The following is a 20,070-nucleotide window of genomic DNA, read 5'->3' on the forward strand; positions in this document are numbered from 1 at the left end:
TATTTTATGCAAATCTGACGAATCAGCGTCTTAATATTAATAAACAAATCGATAAAATGGATCCCAATAAAATTTTAAAAACCGATTTTCTGGACCTTCTTTTTGAAGGCCGGAATAAGGAATATGGGGCATACGATCTGCGTAAGACTTATAATCGCAGGATGTGGATGGCACTGGGAATAACAGCACTGATCTTTGCAGTTGTAGCCGGACTGTCCCTTGCCAAGAGTTCATTGGACAAGAATAAAACGGAGAAATTCAAGATATCTGAGGTAACAATTCAGGATATCCAACAAGAAAAGAAAAAGGAAGAAGCGCCACCGCCTCCGCCTCCGCCACCTCCCAAGACAGAACCGCCACCCAAGATTGAAATGAAGGCATTTACTCCTCCAAAAGTGGTTAAAGATGAGGAAGTTAAGCAACCGCCACCTGCAGTGGAAGAACTGAAGGAAACGAAGATCGGGACGATCAACCAGGAAGGGGTGAAAGACGTAGGTATCGTAACGCCGCCTGCTGCCATTGATGCCGGTAAGGGTATCGTGGAAGTAAAGAAACCTGAACCCGAGCCCGATATTTTTACGAAAGTTGAAATTGACGCATCCTATCCCGGCGGGACCGGCGCCTGGAGGAACTTTTTGGAAAGGAACCTGAGGGCAGACGTGGCAACTGAGAATGGGGCTTCCCCCGGAACTTATACCGTAGTGATCCAATTTGTGGTGGATAAAGAAGGAAATGTGAGTGATGTTAAACCCATTACCAGTGTAGGTTATGGCATGGAGCAGGAAGCAGTAAGGGTGTTGAAAAAATCAGGTAAGTGGAAACCGGCCATCCAAAACGGACGGGAAGTGAAGGCTTACCGTAAACAACCGATTACTTTCCAAATTCAGGAAGGATAACTCTCTCAAGCTGTGAATCTTAATTTTATCCCCGGAAATTCCGGGGATTTTTTTGTTGGAGATCTAACTAGAAATTTTTGACGGAGTGATTAATCATAATCTACTTTCACACCCCAGGAAGGCTGTGCTGAAAGATACTCTACCAGCTCAGGATTCATGGCGAATCCTTTACCTCTTGAAATCAGATCAACATCCAGACCCTCTTGCTCATCATTAATCTGCAATTTGAGTTGCGTATCACCACGATGAGTTCGCAAATTATTCAGTAAAAAGCCGAGTACATCTTCATTGATCCAGGACGCCAGCATTCGCAAGGTGAGTTTCCTGGTAAGATTAAGCAATATGCTTTCAGCAAGGAACAGATTTGAAACCCTGAAATCGAGGCCTTCCCGGTTATATCTGGGTCTGAAATAACCCGATATAAACAGTACACTACCGGGAACAAGGAGTGCATCATATTTCATGTAGTCTTCAGAAAATAGCGCAAATTCCATCTTGCCAGAATAATCCTCGATCGTAAAAATGCCGAATTTATTACCATTCTTACCAATTTTGTGATTGGCTTCGGTCACAAGCCCAATGATCCTGAAAATTGCATTGGCATTCAGCTTTTCGGGTTCCTCCTCTTTGCATTCATTCAGGTATTGAATACGCGCAATACCATAGTTTTCCATCTCAAAACGATAATTATCCAGTGGATGGCCACTGATATAGATACCCGTCACTTCCTTTTCGTATTCCAGTTGGGTTAGCAGGGGCCAGGGCGGACAATCAGGTAGCTTGGGTACCTGAATTTCCATCGCTTCTGAAAGATCGCCAAAAAGCGTATGGCTGTTGTTCTGGTTGCGGGATTGCTCCATTTGACCGTACTTGATGATCTTTTCCAGTCCGTTGCTGCTTTCCCCCGGGGCCGTATTGAAATAATGTGCCCGATGGAAATCAGTAAAGCAGTCAAATGCCCCGGCATAAACCAGGCTTTCCAGCGTCTTTTTGTTTACCGTGCGCTGATTTACCCGTTTTATTAAGTCAAATACAGAACTAAATGCGCCTTTGCCATTTCTTTCTTCTATGATATTTTCAATGGCAGCCTCACCCACACCTTTCAGACCGCCCAGGCCAAAACGGATCTCTCCTTTTTTGTTAACCGCAAAACCTTTTTGTGATTCGTTAATGTCGGGCCCCAGGACGTTGATACCCATACGCTTACACTCTTCCATAAAAAAAGTAATCTTGTCGAGGCTACCCGCATTATTGAGTACGGCAGCCATAAATTCGCTGGGATAGTGGGCCTTCAGGTATGCTGTCTGGTAGGCAACAAAGGCATAACAGGTAGAGTGTGATTTATTAAAAGCATATTGAGCGAAAGACTCCCAGTCAGACCAGATCTTTTCCAGTACATCGGCAGGATGATTGTTCTTTCCAGCTCCTTCGATAAACTGTTTTTTCATCTTGTCCAGGACGGATTTCTGCTTCTTACCCATTGCTTTACGCAACACGTCTGCATCGCCCTTACTGAATCCCGCCAGTTTCTGACTCAGTAGCATCACTTGTTCCTGGTAAACGGTGATTCCGTAAGTTTCTTCCAGGTATTCTGCCATCTCTTTGAGATCGTAGCTGACTTCCTCCCGGCCATGTTTCCGGTCGATGTAATTAGGGATATAAGCCATGGGACCCGGCCTGTACAACGCATTCATGGCGATCAGGTCGTCAAACCGGTCGGGTTTCAGCTCTCGCAGGTATTTCTGCATTCCGGCGCTTTCAAACTGGAAAGTACCATTGGTCTCGCCACGCTGGTAGAGCCGGTAAGTCTGGGGGTCATCCAGCGGTATCTGGTCGATATCAATTTTCTCACCGTGTAGCTGTTCAATCAGTTCCAGCGCATTTTTGATGATTGATAGCGTTTTGAGCCCCAGAAAATCCATCTTTATAACGCCGGCCTCTTCGATCACACTGCCCTCAATTTGGGTAACCCAGAGGCTGGAATCTTTTGAAGTGGCCACCGGAAGAAGTTCTGTAAGATCCCTCGGTGCGATGATAATGCCCGCCGCGTGAATTCCGGTATTACGAACAGAACCCTCCAGAATTTCGGCTTCATGTAACACGGTGGAAGAAAGGCCATCGCCGGAATAAATCTCCCTGATTTTCCGTACGCTCTCCAGATCATCCGACCCAAGACCTTCTTTTTCAATTAGTGAGACCTCACCTGCTTTCGGCTGCATTGGGGCATGCAGCACCCGTTTGAGGGAAATTCCCGGTCGATCGGGAACCAGTTTTGCCAGGCCGTTGGCTTCGGGTAATGGCAGATCCATCACCCTGGCTACGTCTTTAATACTCATTTTCGCGGCCATCGTGCCATAAGTAATGATTTGCGCCACCTGGTTCTTCCCGTATTTTTCAACCACATAATCGATTACTTTCTGGCGCCCCTCATCGTCAAAATCCGTATCGATATCAGGCATAGATTTCCGGTCGGGATTCAGGAAGCGCTCAAACAGAAGATTGTATTTTATGGGGTCGATATTTGTGATGCCAACGCAGTAAGCTACCACAGAGCCGGCTGCCGATCCCCTGCCGGGGCCAATAAAAACCTGATTATCCCTGCCTGCTTTGATAAAATCCGCAACAATCAGGAAATATCCGGCGAATCCCATAGTTTTTATAGTAAATAACTCAAAATCAATACGTTCTTTGATCTCGTCAGTAATTATGCCGTATCTTTTTTGTGCGCCTTCATAGGTGATATGTTTTAAGTACTCCCACTGGTTGAGTGAATCTGCGGATATCACCCCTTTTTCGGTTTTTTCACCCGACTGGTGAATAATGAATTCGGCGGGTACGGGGAAATTAGGAAGGAGGATGTCTCTTTTTAGGTTCAGCAATTCAATCTTGTCAACGATTGCGTTGGTATTGTCGATGGCCTCGGGCAGGTCTTCAAACAACTTTGACATCTCGTTGGTGGTCTTGAAATAGAACTGGTCATTCGCAAAAGCGAACCGCATGTTTTTCATCTGTACATCATCATCCGAAAAATCGCCGCGGTAAGCGGGAGTAGATTGCTTCTCACCGGTATTGATACAAAGCAGGATGTCATGGGCGTTGAAATCTTCCTGTTCCACGTAATGGGAGTCATTGCTGGCAATAACCGGCACCTTGTATTTCGCGGCAAATTTCAATAAAACCTTGTTAACTCGATCCTGATCGGGAATGCCATGTCTTTGCAGTTCGATATAAAAATCTTCGCCAAATAAGTCGAGCCACCACTTAAACTCAGCTTCAGCTTCTGCCTCGCCTTTTTTTAGGATGGCTTTGGGTACGGAAGCGCCGAGGCAGCAGGTGGTGGCAATTAATCCCTCGTGGTACTGCAAAATCAGGCTCTTGTCGATCCGTGGAAATTTGCTGTACATACCTTCAATGAATCCCAGGGAAGTCAGTTTTGTCAGGTTGCGATAACCCTGATCATTTTTGGCCAGCAGGATCTGGTGATACCGGATGTCTTTGACATCTTTTGTGAAAACCTTGCGGGTACGGTCTTCCACCAGGTAGAATTCACAGCCCACTACAGGCTTTACTTTAGGTTTACCATGCTCGTCAAGATTTTTATAGGCCTCGGCTACAAACTGAAATACGCCAAACATGTTACCGTGATCACTGATTGCCAGCGCGGGCATACCATCCTTTATGGCCTTTTTATATAAAGAATTGATGGGTGCGGCCCCGTCGAGTAGTGAATACTGGGTGTGAACATGCAGATGGGAGAATTTCATAGTGCTAATTTGAGCAAAAATTCCGACTTGAAGCCGGTCTGACTATTGAAATATTATCCACCACTGGGGTCAGGAGTATGGAAAGGCTGGTTTTGAATCAGTTAGAAAAAGTCGCGGCTAAACGCCAGGATTGTATTTGAGATTCCCGAATTCTATCATGCCCAAAATGAAAAACGTAGAAACTGACAAAAATCACATTTTTTATAAGTGACTATATATCAGTCAGCTATATACAGTAGTAGAAAAAATTCTTTAAATCGGGCAATATTATTTCCAAATACCCGTTTATGGAATTATGTGACTTTACCGCAACACATGGGAATCGCGGTAATCTGGAAAAAGAATCTGACTTATGCTGAAATTATACGTGTACAGTGCATTGTCTTTGGTTTTACTAGCAAGTTGCTCGGGTACAGCTAAAATAACAAATCAGTTTTTTAATTTTCGTTCGGGAAATGAGGGAACCAGGGGAACCGTGCATGGTCCGAAGGTATCTGAGGATCTTGATTTGGGGTTGATGACGGTTGCAGGACAGCATTCCAAAGAGGGAAACCGGATTACTCAGATGACAAAAACCATGAAATCCGGGAACGTTGCAAATCTTCAGACAAACAAGCTGGAGCTAAAAGAGATTAAGGATTTTTCTGATTTTCAAGCTTCGAACCTGCAAATCAAATATGCTGCTTTACTGAATATTGTGCCTGTACTTCTGTCTAATTCCACCTTGCTGAGAAGTATCGATTACTGGTATGGCACCCGCTACCGTTACGGTGGCACCGGCAAAAGGGGAATTGATTGCAGCGCTTTCACGATGAAGTTGTTCGAATCGGCATTTGAAACCGATCTGCCCAGGACGGCCAGGCAGCAGTACTACAGTAGCAAGCGCATTCCGGTTTCTGAACTAACTGAAGGGGATCTTGTGTTTTTCAACACCCGGGGAGGAGTTTCCCATGTAGGAGTTTATCTAAAAAATAATAAGTTTGTGCATTCTTCAGTTGGCCGGGGTGTTTGCATCAGCGACCTCGCCGAGACTTATTATAAGTCGCGCTACATTGGCGCCGGAAGGATTGAACACGTGGCGATTGACCAGGATAGTGCGAATTAATTTTTCCTTCCCATTAATTTTTTCTGAATCCAAGTTTGTTTGTGAGGGTTTTCAATACCGGAGCAAGATCGGGCGTAAGTTTCAGAAAGTACACACCTGCCCAAAACACTACCACTACAAAAGAGCTTCTGATCACCATTCCTGGTATCCCCATCATTTTATCAAATAATATCCAGGTGACGGCAGACACGAGAGCTGCCAGCAACACGGTGTGCAGAGATTTTTTTGTAAAGGGAAACAGCCTGAATTTTTTCCAAAGAAAACCAATCCGGATGGCATTGTATATGGTGATTGAAATCAGGTTTGCGATGGCCGGCCCCATAATGTCAAACTGTTTGGTCAGTAAATAGTTCAGGGGAAGCATGAAGACCAGCAGGATAAGTCCGCTTCCAAGTTCAAACTTCCAAAAGTTAGACGTACCTATGATTTCTCTGTTTACGCCGGTTCCAAGATCTATTACCCGTGTTATACCCAGGAGTAAAAAGGCGGAAAATCCTTCCAGGTAGACGCTGTTGATCCCAAAACCGGTAATGGCTTGCTTGTAATTCAGGGCAATCAGGAGGAAAATAAAGCAGGCAAAGATCAGGAGATTGATAGACGAGCGCTGGTAGATAGTCCGGATGGCATCCAGCTTCTTGTCTTTCCAGGCCTGGGACAGGTGGGGGATAGCTGCTGCGGTTATGCCTCGTTGCGGCGCCTGAATGACTCCGGTTAGTAGTTGAGCAAACCCAAAAATGGCTCCCTTCGCCAGCCCGTTTTTCAACACCGATAGGATGACCATCTGATCAAAGATCTGGGAGAGGGTGAATACAACACCCGCGCTGTAAACGAAACCGCAAAAGCGCCGGATCAGGCCAAAAAAACGTTTAGTGACTTTACTGATGCGGAAAGTAAACTTTGCCTGCCCCGTGAAAACCAAATAGAGTAATAAGGTGATGGCAATTCCGGGGTAGGTGAATGCATACAGTTTTATGAAAAGGTCGAAATTCGGAATGATTCCCAAAATAAACAGGACGATGAGAATGGTGGTTAATAGTCGCCATTGAACCTCTTTTAGAAAATTGGTTAGGATAGATTTGTGCAAACTCCAGGCCCATGCTTCCAGGATATTGAAGATGCTGTATCCAAAGGCCAGGGGATAAACCCAGTAGTAATAGTTTACAAACAGCCGGGAGTTAGCGCTGTATTTTCTTACCACCAGGCTCTCGAAGGTTATGCCGAAAAAAGTAACCAGTGCAAAACCTGCAATACCGGTCACCAGGGCTAGGGTAAGCATATCATTGTGTTCCGGGTCGAGGTGTGCTTTGTAGTAAGGGTAGAATTTGTAGATATAAGAGGGCATGGCCATGGTAGAGAGCGACGCTAACAGCAACGAAACAGCAATAAACACGCTTGTTAACCCGTATTCTTCAGGTGAGAAAAGTCCCTCTTTGGTGAAAAAATAGGTATTCAGTAAACCAACTGCAAATCCTGAGTAGATCACGATGGAAGAAATAATACTATGTCGCCTGATGGTTTTACTCATATTGTAATCCGGCCACCGATTTTCGTGTTTCCTTCAGGTGCCGTTGTCTGTTGAACCAGGTTATCCGGTTTTCTTTACGTTGATATAAAAATTGGGATCTATACCGGGGAATTCAGCTCCTGCATCTTTTAATATCATCTTTTTAAATACGCCGGTTGGGTGGATCCAACGACCGTTCCTGCATTTTACCGGCATGTCGAAACCCTCAACGCATCCCGTCCAGCGGTACCAGATCACGCGGCCTTCCTGCTTATATTCCAACACAGGGATTTGCGTAGTGCGAAGATACTGTTCAAAAACTTTCCCAAGGTTCCTGCCTGATCTTTTGAGGATATATCCTTCTATATCGGCCGCGTTTACTGAGCGGTGATAGAAAGTCCGGTTTAATCCCTTTAGTATATCTCTGAAGAGTACGTCGTTATTCATTAACTGACGAAGGATGTGAATGAAATTGGCGCCCTTGTCATAAATATCGCCACCATCTTTGTTTACCCCGTACGGCCCGGTTAGGGGTATCCGATTGGTGATATTCTTTCGTTGACCGCGGACATATTCTTCTGCTGCCTTCAGGCCATGGCGGCACTGCACAAAAAGGGTCTCGGCATAAGTCGTGAAGCTTTCCTGGATCCACATATCTGCAGCATCGGCGGCGGTGATGCTGTTGCCAAACCATTCATGGGCACTTTCATGTACAATGATGAAATCCCAGTCCATACCCCATCCGCTTCCACTTCTGTCGGTACCCAGGTATCCGTTCAGATATTTGTTGCCATAAGCCACTGCACTTTGATGTTCCATGCCCAGGTAAGGAGCATCGACCAGCTTGTATCCATCTTCATAAAATGGGTATGGTCCCAGCCATCCTTCAAAGCAATGCAGCATGGGTTTGACCACCTCAAAATGTTTTTTTGCTTTTGCCAGATTGTAATCGAGCACCCAGTAATTCAGGTCGAGTTTCCCGCGCACCCCTTTCAATGTATCAGAAAAATTTACATATTTACCGATGTACGGGACGATCAGGTAAGTGTTTATGGGGTTTTCAACTTCCCATCTCCAGGTCATCGTACCATCGTGATTGTCTGTTTTATTTCTCAGGCGGCCGTTACCAACGGCTGTAAGGTTGTCCGGCGCCGTAATGGTAAGGCTTGCCCCTTTATCGGGCTTATCACTCTGATGGTCCTTGCAGGGATACCAGACACTGGCCCCAAGTCCCTCGCAGGCGACAGTGGCCCAGGGGCGCCCAAGCGAATCCCGGGTCCATACCCATCCGCCGTTCCAGGGTGCATTCACAGCCGGTTTTGGGTTGCCTTTAAAATATACCCTGATTCGCTGATCTGGTTTGTTTGCGGGTATCGAAGGTATTTTAAGCCAGTAGACATTTCCATCTCTCTCAAACGGAATAGCTTTTCCCCTCCCTGAAGCGATCAAATGAACTGAATCAATTTCCATCGGGTGCTGAAGATCTATTTGCATAACCGGGTCTTTCGGGAATCTGGTTACGCTAAAAGAGATATCGGTATATCCGCGTAAGAATTTTTTTTGGATATTTACATCAATGTTCAGATCATACCGGGTGACGTCCCACCAATCACGTCCGGGTCCGATACTCCCTCTCAGTGTATCCTGCCTGGTAAATGTTTTTTCACCACGTGGTGACTGGGCATTCAAGGTTATACCCGTGAATGCAGAAATCACAAAAAAGAATGGTAAAAGCCGGAAGAATGATCTCATAATGCCTGTTTGATGCATTTTGCACCAGTTTGTAAATTTAAAGTTTGATGATGAAATATCGGGTTCAATATTTTTTCGATTTTTTGCTTTTTTCAGTCCTTGTCGTCCTTGTGCCTGCTTGCGGCGTTAGGCAGGATAAAGATAAAAGGATATTCCGGTACAATGAATACACCGGAATAGCTTCCCTGGATCCCGCATTTGCCAAGAACCAGTCTACCATCTGGCCCGCGCATCAACTGTTTAATACGCTCGTGGAGATTGATGAAAAGCTGAATATCAGGCCTGGTCTGGCTAAAGCCTGGTCCGTTTCAGAAGATAAATTGACCTACACTTTTCACTTGCGCGGGGATGTATATTTTCATTCCGACCCTTCATTTCCAAATGGCCGGGGCAGGAAGATGGTAGCCTCCGATGTGGTGTATAGCCTGAGCCGTATCCTTGACCCTGCCGTAGCCAGTCCCGGCGCCTGGATTTTTAACGGGAAGGTAGACACCCTGCAGCCTTTCACAGCGGTGGACGACACCACTTTTCAGCTCAAACTGCTCCGGCCTTACCAGCCCATTCTGGGGATTTTATCGATGCAGTATTGTTCTGTAGTGGCGCCTGAAGCGGTGAGAAAATACGGTGCTGATTTCAGGCGGCACCCAGTGGGTACCGGTCCTTTCCGGTTTACAGCCTGGGAAGAAGGACAGGCACTTATTCTTACACGAAACGACCACTACTTCGAGAGGGACAGCGCGGGGAACCGGTTGCCTTATCTTGACGGGATCAAGGTCAGTTTTTTCGACAGCCGGGCAACGGAGTTCCTATTGTTCAGACAAAAGCAACTGGATTTCATCAATGAGCTGGACCCCAGTTTTAAAGATGAAATGCTTACCAAGCGAGGCGTTCTGCGCCGCGAGTGGGAGGGAAGGGTGGTATTACAGACGCACCCCTACCTGAATATTGAGTACATCGGTATTTTGATGGATACGGCTAATCCTCTTGTGAAAAATTCACCATTGAGGCTTAGAAAAATCCGGCAGGCTATCAATTACGGATTCGATCGCCGCAAAATGATCCTGTACCTGCGGAATTCGTTGTCGACGCCTGCGGAGTCCGGTTTCATCCCGAAGGGGATGCCGGGGTTCAATGATACACTTGTGAGAGGCTATACCTATGATCCTGCGAAGGCACTGCAATTGCTGAAAGAAGCTGGATTTCCTGATGGGCAGGGACTGCCTCCGCTGGTACTACTGACCGTTTCGGTGTATGCAGATTTTGGGAATTTTATCGCACGGCAATTATCGGAAATTGGCATTCCGATGCGTGTTGAGGTGGTACAGAAATCTTTGTTATTTGAAATGACAGCCAGTTCGAGGGCCGCCCTGTTTCGGGGAGGATGGATTGCTGACTATCCGGATGCAGAAAATTATCTGTCGGTATTCTACTCTAAAAATCCGGCCCCGCCCAATTACACACGTTATAAAAATCCTGAATTTGACCAATTGTTTGAGCGGGCTATTGCGGAGACCAACGATTCGGTTCGTTATGAACTGTATCGCAAGGCGGATCAAATGGTCATCCGGGATGCGCCAGTGGTGCCGCTTTGGTACGATAAGGTGATCCGGCTGGTGCAACCCAACGTCCGTGGTTTTGAACCCAATGCCCTGAATTTGCTGGAACTGAGGAGGACGAGAAACTAGTATATGGATACTAGTTATTACCCGCCCGAACGTACCGCTCGGTACGGGCGGGGACTTTAGATATATAAATATAAAAGGGCTGGACAATACAGCCCGGGGAAAAATTAACTCTTTCCGAAAATATTTTGGACTGCTCCTTCGAGCATCGGAAATTTCTCCACCACAAAGGATTTGATGGTCTCAATAGCTTTTTTAGCCTGTTCTTCCGTCAGGCCGGCTTCGGCCACAAGTTTGTCTAATAACTCGGTCATGAGATCTGAAGTTTTTGGGTGTATAGAAAAATGGAATTAGGGATGTAAATAAAAACAGACTCCGAAAACGGCTTGCTGAAGTTCATACTGCGGGCTCTTTCATCAGGCTGCTTTTACCAGGCCCATCTTGCTCTTGTCGAACTTGCGCTGCGCGTAGTCTTTTGTAAGGGTGAAGGTGGTCTCTGAGGAAGAGGGAAGTTCAAACATAGCATCCGTCAGGATACTTTCTGCGATCGACCGGAGTCCGCGTGCACCAAGCTTGTATTCAACTGCTTTTTCTACCATGAAGTCATACACGTCTTCTTCAACCTTCAGTTCAATACCTTCCAGCTCAAACAGTTTCCGGTATTGTTTCATCAGCGCGTTCTTCGGTTTGGTAAGAATATCGCGCAAGGCGTCCGCATCCAGTGGGTCGAGATGAGTAACCACAGGCAGGCGACCCAGCAGTTCCGGAATAAGGCCGAAACTTCTCAAATCCTGTGCATTGACATATTTGAGCAGGTTCTTTTTCATGTCGTCCTGCTGGTCTTTGTCCACGTTGAAACCAATGGTATTGGTCTGAACTCGCCGGGCAATGAGTTTATCGACACCATCAAAAGCGCCTCCACAGATGAATAAAATATTATTTGTATTTATCTTAATTAGTTTCTGATCGGGGTGCTTTCTGCCTCCCTGCGGCGGAACCAGCACATCGGTACCTTCCAGTAATTTTAGCAATCCCTGTTGCACACCTTCGCCACTGACATCTCGGGTAATGCTTGGATTATCGCTCTTCCGGGCAATTTTATCAATTTCATCAATGTAAACGATCCCCCTTTCTGCCGCTTCAATATTATAATTGCAAACCTGCAGGAGACGGGTCAGGATACTTTCTACGTCTTCGCCCACATAACCTGCTTCGGTGAAAACGGTTGCATCTACGATAGCAAACGGGACATTCAGCATCCTTGCTATGCTTCGTGCCAGGAGCGTTTTACCTGTTCCGGTTTCACCAACCATAATGATATTGCTTTTTTCGATATCAATATCATTATATCCTTCAATTTCCTTACTCTTTTGTTTGAGTCTTTTGTAGTGATTATAGACGGCAACAGCCAACACTTTCTTGGCGTCATGCTGCCCAATGACATAATCGTCCAGAAAAGATTTGATCTCTATCGGCTTTTTGATATTCAGTGAAAAAGAAGTGGCCGCGCCGCTATTCGACTTTTGGTGTAATTCCTGGTTGATGATCTCCTGAGCATGCTCCACACAATTCTCACAGATATGGCCATCCTGGCCGGCGATCAGTATTTCTACTTCATCCCTGCTGCGTCCACAAAACGAACAATGTAATACGGTTCCCGGCATAAATTCTTAAATAGTTACTGATTGCAAAGTTATATAAACAGGGCCAATCCCTGCACTTTTTCCCTTAACGGAATGGTAAAATGGGCGTTTGTCTTACAGTTTATTAATCACCTGGTCCACGATGCCATATTCAATCGCTTCTTCAGCATTCATCCAGTAATCCCGGTCGAAGTCATGCATGATCTCCTCAACTTTTTTGCCGCAGTTTTCGGCCAGGATCTTTGCTCCGATTGCTTTTACCCTTTGGGTTTGCCTGGCCTGGATCTCCAGGTCACTACTCACCCCGCGAATATAACCCCCGAGTGAAGGCTGATGGATCATCACTTCTCCGTGCGGATAGATGAGACGTTTTCCCTTCTTACCGCCGCTCAGCAAGATGCTCCCCATCGATGCTGCCAGCCCCATACAAATGGTGCTCACCGGACTTTTGATCATTTGCATCGTATCGTAAATCACCATGCCACTGGTCACCACACCACCGGGACTGTTTATATAAAATTTGATTTCTTTACCGGATTGATCAGCGTCCAGCAGCAGTAACTTGGTGGTTATCTCCCTGGCGCTTTTGTCGTCAACAACGCCCCAGAGATAGACAGCCCTGTTCTCAAAAAATAATTTCTCCAGACGTTTATTAAACATCTGCAGTTCATCACGTTTGTCTTTTTCATCCGCCTGGGGCTCGGGTTCATCCTCATCGTCGAAAAGTGGTCCGAGCGGTCGTTTCCAGTTATTGTATTGATTCGATATGATCATGTTTTTGTTTTTAAAGGTTGGGTTAATCTGCTTGCTGTGCCTTTATTTCTGCTTTTTAGGATTGATCAACAGTACTTCATCAATCAAACCATATTCCCGGGCTTCGGGACCTGTCATCCAATGGTCGCGTTGAAAATCCGCTTCAATTTGTTCGATGGGTTTGCCCGAATGATCATGAACGATCTGGTACAGGTCGTTCTTAAGCTTGCGGATCTCATTGACAGTAATTTCAATATCGCTAGCCTGACCGCCAATGGCGCCACTTGGCTGATGCATCATGATCCGTGCATGTTTTAATGCCGCACGTTTTCCTTTAGTGCCGGCAGTCAGCAGTACACAGGCCATAGAAGCTGCCATGCCTGTACAAATTGTAGCTACATTAGGAGTAACATATTGCATCGTATCATACAGGCCCAGACCAGCGTACACACTGCCACCGGGGCTGTTGATATACATGTTGATATCGCGTGTGCGATCAGTACTGTCCAGGAAAAGTAACTGGGCAGTGACAATATTAGCTACTTCGTCATTGATGGGGTAGCCCAAAAAAATGATCCGGTCCATCATCAGGCGGCTGTAAACGTCCATCACGGCCACATTCATCGGCCGCTCCTCAATGATGTTCGGCGTTAGACTCGTTACCATGTAACGGTTATAACTGTCAAGGGTATTGCTGGATAACCCTCTTTCTTTAACCGCGTATTTTTCAAATTCTGATTTAAAACTCATAATACTAAAATTCTGAATGCCTAATTAATAAATGTGAAAGCCAGCTAAAAATACTCAAATATCTTTCCATTTACAAAATAGCATGAAATTTTGTCAACTTGGCATAAAATCCAAGGCGCAATGACCTCAACCTGAACAAAAACGGGCGCGCAGGTCCTGATTTTGACGGCGAAGCAGGGCCTCTAAAGCCTGCAAAAAAAATCCGCCGGGAGGCGGATCAATATAATTTTGGTGACTGAATAGCATTCGGTCATTCCAAGGCTAATGGTGGTGGTGGTGATGGTGTTCACTCACCATCTTCGTGAAATCTTCCTGGCTGATGGGTTTCTCAACAGGCTTCACTTTAGTTTCAGCCCAAGCCAGCACTTTTTCGGTATTGAGGCGGAAGACGGTATCTTCCACGAATCTCCGGTCCTTCATCATCCGGGTCACGTAGTCATTAACCCATGGCTGATTCAGGGTTTCAGGGTCATTGGTGCCCAGGTATCCCACTAATTGCTGCCTGGCAAAATCGGCTATTTCGTCAGGGGTCACTTCAAGTCCGTTTTCCCTGAGGATTTTCTCCTGGATCATATTCCATTTCATTTGCTTCAAAAAGTCGGGCATTTCCTCTTTGAGCTGCTCTTCGGTTTTTGGAGCCGGTCCACCCTCTTTACCCTGGTTCTGTGAAGCCAGCCATTTCAGCAGGAATGCTTCCGGAAACTCAACGGTGGTATGATCAACCAGTTCATGGAAGATCTGATCGTGGATCTGATTACGGCTTTCAGCCTGCCATTGTTTTCCAATTTGCTCCCGCACCTTGTTTCTGAATTCCTCTTCTATCGTTACTGATTCTCCAGGGAATAATTGCTCAAAAAAATCTTCTTTTAGCTCTCTTTTTTCCAATAGGCCCACTTTGGTAATGTCCAGCCTAAAAGTCTTTTCGCGCGACGCAGCGTCCTCCTTATCCAGACCCAGATCACCCGCTACAAATTCGAATTCTTTGTCTTCAAAAGCGTCTCCCAGTTTAAACTGGATGCTATCACCTGTTTTCTTTCCTTCCAGATCTTTTTTCGCTTGCCCGGTAAAATATTTCAGGAGTAGTGAGTTGTCTTTCACAATGCCTTCTTCTTTTTCTGCACCTGTTTCATCTAATTCCTTAAAAACTACATTAAGTACGTTTTCATCGTTATCGATGATATCACGGTCAACCACGTTACCAAACCTGTTTTGCAGCCTGCTCACTTCCTCATTGACCATGTCGTCGGTAATTTCAACCTGATAACTGGTTATGTGCGCTTTTTCCGGATCGGGGAGCTCGAATTCGGGTCTCAGCCCAATCTCAAATTCAAAACGGTACTCTCCGGGATTGTTTACATCAAATTCTGCCAGGCTTTTGTCCATCGGCAGAGGTTGTCCCAGGTGCTCCAGTTTCTCGGAATCCAGGTAGTTGAACAGTTCGCGGTCGACAGAGCGAAGTATCTCGTCGGTGAACAGTGAAGGGCCGTACATTTTTTTGATCATCCCCGCTGGCACTTTACCCGGGCGGAAGCCAGGAATATTCGCTTTTTTGCTGTAATCCCTGAGTGATTTTTCAAACGAGGGCATATAATCTTCTTTTGCCAGGTTCACACTGATTTTTTCATGTAAAAGGCCGAGATTTTCTTTGGTAATTGTAGCCATAAAAAAAATTAAGGTTTGAAGCGCCAGGTTTGAAGTTTCAGTCAGATTTGAATTGGTCGAAATATTCCGATAGAAACCAGGACATCTTCCTCAGTTCAAATGCTTTACCTCAAACGCGTTAACGATACTGTCCGGATGAAGGGACTCGAACCCCCACACCTTGCGGCATCAGATCCTAAGTCTGACGTGTCTACCAATTCCACCACATCCGGGTAATTCCCGAACCCGAAAAATAATGTTCCGGCAGGAATTAAAACAGGGCTGCAAAGGTAGTGGTAAAATTGATAAAATCGCCTATTTTTAGCGGATTATCTGTTCTTTGGGCAGAGTTCGATGCAAAAAACGAAAAAAATCGTAATTTTAGGGTATCGCTGACAGAAAATTCCTTTTAATTATAAAGGTTTGTTAACACTTGTATATTGCCTTTAGAGCTGAAGGAATCGTCTTAATGTGAAGAGACCGGGAGAACGTAATGAAAACAATAGAGCAAAAACCTAAATATAGTCTGGATGAAGAGCAGGAGAAGAAACTGATTATCAGGGAATATCGTTCCCTGCTGAGGGTGCTGAAGGATAAAATCAAGCCGGGTGACAAAGAGATTTTGCGTCATGCTTTTGAAACGGCAGCCGAAGCACACCGCACGATGCGCAGAAAAAGCGGCGAACCTTATATTCTGCATCCAATTGCCGTGGCAAAGATCTGCGTGGAAGAAATCGGGCTGGGGGTCCGGTCTACCGTAGCAGCCCTTTTGCACGACACGGTTGAGGATACTGATATTACCCTACAGGATGTGGAACGCGAATTCGGGTCTGAGATCGCCAAGATCGTTGACGGACTCACCAAGATTTCTAATGTGATGGATGTCAACGCCTCCAAACAGGCGGAAAATTTCAGGAAAATTCTGCTGACGCTGACAGATGACCCCCGGGTGATCCTGATCAAGCTGGCCGACAGACTCAACAACATGCGTACCCTGGAGAGCATGAAACGGGAGAATCAATTAAAAATTTCCTCGGAGACCGTGTATGTTTTCGCACCGCTGGCGCACAGGCTGGGACTTTATAATATCAAAACAGAGCTGGAAGACCTGGCGATGAAGTACCTGGAGCCTGAAATGTACCGGGAAATTGCCCGGAAGCTCGCTGAGACCAAGCGCGATCGGACCCGGTATATCAATGAGTTCATCAAACCAATCCGTGAAAAACTGGAGAAAAATCATTTCAAATTTGAAATCCAGGGGCGTTCCAAAAACATCCATTCCATCTGGAATAAGATGAAAAAAAAGGAAGTAGGTTTTGAAGAAGTGTACGATCTGTTCGCAATCCGGATTATCCTGGACTCTCCGCCCGAAAAGGAAAAAGAGGAGTGTTGGAAGGTTTATTCGCTGATCACGGATGAATATACCCCCTCTATCGAAAGGTTGCGCGACTGGGTAAGCAACCCGAAAGCCAATGGTTATGAAGCATTGCATACGACAGTGATGGGTCCCAGGGGTAAATGGGTGGAAGTACAGATCCGTACCCGGAGGATGAATGAAATTGCCGAGAAAGGTCTGGCTGCTCACTGGAAATACAAAGAAGGTGCTCATTCTGAAAACCGATTCGACAAATGGTTTCAGCAGATCAGGGAGGCGCTGTATCATCAGGATGCCGACAGTGTTAATTTCCTGCAGGATTTTAAAACCAGTTTCCTGGCAGACGAGATCTTCGTATATACACCAAGAGGTGATATTAAAATGTTACCAGTGGGAAGTACTGCGCTCGATTTCGCTTTTTCCATTCACACCGCAGTGGGGTCGAAAACCATCGGAGCCAAAGTAAACCACAAACTGGTGCCCATTAGTTATAAGCTGAAAACGGGGGACCAGGTGGAGATCCTCACCAGTAATAAGCAGACGCCTTCTGAGGACTGGCTGAGCTTTGTGGTGACGGCCAAAGCTAAAGCCAAGGTGAAGGACGCGCTGAAGGAAGAAAAAAAAGAAAGTGGCCGATGAGGGTAAGTACACACTGCAACGGAAACTTGAAGGCATTGGCGCCGCCATGCAGCAATATAATATTGATGAACTGGTACACTATTATAAACTCAATTCCAACCTCGATCTTTTCTACCAGATCGCCGTCAAAAACATTGACCTTAAGGAGCTGAAAGAGTTTAAAGTAATTGGCGACAGGATTGAGCTGCCGAAGCCGGTAAAAGTCGTGAATGAGAACCGGATCGAAAGCCACAGTGCCCAGACAGCGCCTGCGAAGCCTCATGATGGGGAACTGATTATTTTCGGAGAGCGCGGCGATCAGATCATGTACACGCTGGCGAATTGTTGCAAACCTATTCCCGGTGATGATGTGTTTGGATTTATTACCACAGGAAAAGGGTTGACGATTCACCGGACTAATTGTCCGAACGCTCCCAGGCTGCTGGCTAATTACGGGCACCGGATCGTAAAGACAAAATGGGCTAAGAATAAGGAAATATCTTTCCTCACCGGTATCCGGATCGTGGGTCTTGATGATGTGGGTATCGTCAGCAAAATCACCAGCCTGATCTCATCGGATCTCAAAATAAATATATCGGCCCTCACTATTGAAGCCAGTGATGGTCTTTTTGAGGGAAACATTAAAGTGTTTGTACATGATAAAGAGGAACTGGATAACCTCGTCAACAGCCTGAAAAAAATCGATGGCATTGAGGCGGTTGACCGGTATGATGCTGAAGATGTCCCGAGTGCCGGTGCGCAGAGTACCGGTTGAAGCGATCGGGGATCCCCACGCTTCACCCCAACTAATTAGAATTGTTTTCATGCCGCCGTAGGCCTACTTTTGCAGCAAAACCACAGACAACAAACAAAAATGATAGATGTAATTCTCGGACTGCAATGGGGTGATGAAGGCAAGGGGAAAATTGTTGATTATTTTGCCAGAAACTATGATGTAGTCGCACGTTTCCAGGGCGGACCAAACGCAGGACATACCCTCTACAGAGACGGACAGAAATTAGTACTTCACCAGATCCCTTCCGGTATTTTTTATCCAAATACCCTCAACCTGATCGGCAACGGCGTTGTGCTCGACCCGGTATCGCTGAAAAAAGAATGTGATAAAGTTTCATCCTTCGGCGTAGACCTGAAAAAAAATCTCTTTATTTCAGAAAGAACCAACCTGATCGTTCCTACGCACCGCGCACTGGATAAGGCATCTGAAATCGCAAAAGGAAAAGAGAAGATCGGTTCAACCCTAAAGGGTATTGGGCCGGCTTACATGGATAAGACGGGAAGGAATGCACTGCGCGTTGGAGATATACTATCACCGGATTTTCAGGACGCTTATGAAAAGCTAAAAAATAAACATCGGGCCATCCTCGATGGGTATGGATTCCATGAAGACATGCAGGCAGATGAACAGGAATTTCGGGAAGCCATTGCGTTTCTGCGAGAGTTGAATATAGTAAAAGGTGAATATTTTATTAATAAACAGTTAGCGCAGGGAAAGAAAATATTAGCTGAAGGCGCGCAGGGAAGCATGCTCGATATTGATTTTGGGACGTTTCCGTTTGTAACTTCTTCCAATACAATTTCTGCAGGCGTATGCAGCGGACTGGGTGTGGCACCAAGGTATGTGGGAGAAGTGATCGGCATTACCAAAGCCTATTGTACACGCGTGGGCAGCGGGCCATTCCCTACAGAACTGGAGAATGAAGACGGGCAACGACTTCGTGATATCGGTGCAGAATACGGCGCTACAACAGGGAGACCAAGAAGATGCGGATGGATTGATCTGGTGGCTTTGCGTTACGCGTGTATGATAAATGGTGTGACGCAGATTGTTATGACTAAAGCAGATGTACTCGATCATTTTGAACGTCTGGAAGTATGCGTGGCATACGAACACGATGGCCAGAAGATCGATGAGATACCACTTCGCCTGGATCAGAAAGACTATATACCGCAGTATCAGGAATTTGAAGGGTGGTATGCACCAACCAGCGCTACCAGGACTTTTGACGAGCTGCCGGAAAAAATGAAAACTTATATCAATTTTATCGGTAAGTATCTGAATGTGAACGTAAAATATATTTCAAACGGCCCCGAGCGGGAGCAGATAATAACGGTTTAATTTTTTGAGAAAATATAATTATATATTTGGTGTTTTAAAAACTAAGGATAAAATTTACAGTCAAATTTATTAGATCATGGCAAAATCGAATAAATCAAAAACACCAACGAATAAGGCCCGTGAATCCGGTGAAAAGGAAGAGCCAATACCATCTGAAGCGAATTCTGAGCTGAATGAATCTGACGCGCAGGGAGATGATATTTTGGATGATGATCCCGATATAAAAAAAAGCGGTAAATCAGTTTCAAAAAAATCTAGATATGATGTAGAGGAAGATAGTGATGAGGATCTGGACGAAGTGGAAGATGAATGGGAAAAAGTAGAGGAAGAAGAAGATTGGGATAAGGACTTTGAAGAATTTGACATGCCGAAATCAAAGAGCAAAGCTTCAAAAGGCAATAAGTCTGATGACGAAGAAGTTGATGAATTCAAAGTAGACGACGAGTTTGATTTCTTTGGAGATGACGATGCTGAATTTGGAGAAGATGAGGACGATTTTTAACCATTCCA

Annotated in this window: 15 protein-coding genes and 1 tRNA gene; 7 read left to right on the top strand and 9 right to left on the bottom strand. The window is 45.6% G+C overall.

Annotation, left to right across the window (positions count from 1 at the left end; genetic code table 11):
• Positions 1–56 precede the first annotated feature (56 nt).
• On the top strand, positions 57–896 hold the full coding sequence (locus AC3WS5_RS05940) for an energy transducer TonB (protein ID WP_492466337.1): 840 nt from the start codon (positions 57–59) through the stop codon (positions 894–896).
• Positions 897–985: 89 nt separating this feature from the next.
• Here the strand turns inward: AC3WS5_RS05940 and dnaE are convergent, their stop codons facing one another.
• On the bottom strand, positions 986–4,660 hold the full coding sequence (gene dnaE / locus AC3WS5_RS05945) for a DNA polymerase III subunit alpha (RefSeq protein WP_492466338.1): 3,675 nt from the start codon (positions 4,658–4,660) through the stop codon (positions 986–988).
• Between the two features lie 352 nt (positions 4,661–5,012).
• Here dnaE and AC3WS5_RS05950 point away from each other — a divergent pair, with 352 nt between their 5' ends.
• The gene (locus AC3WS5_RS05950; protein ID WP_492466339.1) at positions 5,013–5,765 is read left to right on the top strand and encodes a C40 family peptidase; all 753 of its coding nucleotides are present in this window, start codon (positions 5,013–5,015) and stop codon (positions 5,763–5,765) included.
• Between the two features lie 13 nt (positions 5,766–5,778).
• On the opposite strand, the gene AC3WS5_RS05955 is transcribed toward AC3WS5_RS05950, so the two are convergent.
• Together AC3WS5_RS05955 and AC3WS5_RS05960 are read right to left on the bottom strand one after the other, a co-directional pair.
• Positions 5,779–7,290 (bottom strand): lipopolysaccharide biosynthesis protein, encoded by a 1,512-nt coding sequence (locus AC3WS5_RS05955; RefSeq protein ID WP_492466340.1) that lies wholly within the window; start codon positions 7,288–7,290, stop codon positions 5,779–5,781.
• A gap of 60 nt (positions 7,291–7,350) precedes the next feature.
• Positions 7,351–9,021 (bottom strand): M1 family metallopeptidase, encoded by a 1,671-nt coding sequence (locus tag AC3WS5_RS05960; RefSeq protein WP_492466341.1) that lies wholly within the window; start codon positions 9,019–9,021, stop codon positions 7,351–7,353.
• 47 nt (positions 9,022–9,068) lie between these two features.
• On the opposite strand from AC3WS5_RS05960, the gene AC3WS5_RS05965 reads away from it, so the two are divergent.
• Positions 9,069–10,706 carry an ABC transporter substrate-binding protein gene (locus tag AC3WS5_RS05965; protein WP_492466342.1) on the top strand — a complete coding sequence of 546 codons (1,638 nt, stop codon included), beginning with the start codon at positions 9,069–9,071 and terminating at the stop codon, positions 10,704–10,706.
• A 104-nt stretch (positions 10,707–10,810) separates the two neighbouring features.
• Here AC3WS5_RS05965 and AC3WS5_RS05970 read toward each other — a convergent pair whose 3' ends face one another.
• From AC3WS5_RS05970 to AC3WS5_RS05995, 6 genes are all read right to left on the bottom strand, one after another.
• Positions 10,811–10,957 (bottom strand): hypothetical protein, encoded by a 147-nt coding sequence (locus AC3WS5_RS05970; protein ID WP_492466343.1) that lies wholly within the window; start codon positions 10,955–10,957, stop codon positions 10,811–10,813.
• Between the two features lie 102 nt (positions 10,958–11,059).
• On the bottom strand, positions 11,060–12,307 hold the full coding sequence (gene clpX, locus AC3WS5_RS05975; RefSeq protein WP_492466344.1) for an ATP-dependent Clp protease ATP-binding subunit ClpX: 1,248 nt from the start codon (positions 12,305–12,307) through the stop codon (positions 11,060–11,062).
• 93 nt (positions 12,308–12,400) lie between these two features.
• Positions 12,401–13,060, bottom strand: a complete 660-nt coding sequence (locus tag AC3WS5_RS05980; protein WP_492466345.1) for a ClpP family protease — start codon at positions 13,058–13,060, stop codon at positions 12,401–12,403.
• Between the two features lie 42 nt (positions 13,061–13,102).
• Entirely contained in the window at positions 13,103–13,789 is a 687-nt protein-coding gene (locus AC3WS5_RS05985; RefSeq protein ID WP_492466346.1) for a ClpP family protease, read from the bottom strand.
• A gap of 261 nt (positions 13,790–14,050) precedes the next feature.
• Positions 14,051–15,451 (bottom strand): trigger factor, encoded by a 1,401-nt coding sequence (gene tig / locus AC3WS5_RS05990; protein ID WP_492466347.1) that lies wholly within the window; start codon positions 15,449–15,451, stop codon positions 14,051–14,053.
• Positions 15,452–15,581: 130 nt separating this feature from the next.
• Positions 15,582–15,663, bottom strand: a tRNA-Leu gene (locus AC3WS5_RS05995).
• A gap of 260 nt (positions 15,664–15,923) precedes the next feature.
• Here AC3WS5_RS05995 and AC3WS5_RS06000 point away from each other — a divergent pair.
• The 4 genes from AC3WS5_RS06000 to AC3WS5_RS06015 all read left to right on the top strand — a co-directional run bounded on the left by AC3WS5_RS06000 (position 15,924) and on the right by AC3WS5_RS06015 (position 20,062).
• On the top strand, positions 15,924–17,444 hold the full coding sequence (locus AC3WS5_RS06000; RefSeq protein WP_492466348.1) for a RelA/SpoT family protein: 1,521 nt from the start codon (positions 15,924–15,926) through the stop codon (positions 17,442–17,444).
• Positions 17,434–18,198 carry an ACT domain-containing protein gene (locus AC3WS5_RS06005; protein WP_492466349.1) on the top strand — a complete coding sequence of 255 codons (765 nt, stop codon included), beginning with the start codon at positions 17,434–17,436 and terminating at the stop codon, positions 18,196–18,198. The genes AC3WS5_RS06000 and AC3WS5_RS06005 overlap by 11 nt, the downstream gene beginning before the upstream one ends.
• Before the next feature lie 99 nt (positions 18,199–18,297).
• Positions 18,298–19,560 carry an adenylosuccinate synthase gene (locus tag AC3WS5_RS06010; protein ID WP_492466350.1) on the top strand — a complete coding sequence of 421 codons (1,263 nt, stop codon included), beginning with the start codon at positions 18,298–18,300 and terminating at the stop codon, positions 19,558–19,560.
• A 76-nt stretch (positions 19,561–19,636) separates the two neighbouring features.
• On the top strand, positions 19,637–20,062 hold the full coding sequence (locus AC3WS5_RS06015; RefSeq protein ID WP_492466351.1) for a hypothetical protein: 426 nt from the start codon (positions 19,637–19,639) through the stop codon (positions 20,060–20,062).
• Positions 20,063–20,070: the final 8 nt, after the last annotated feature.

Source organism: Niabella sp. CPT15-335-S11 (assembly GCF_058792415.1).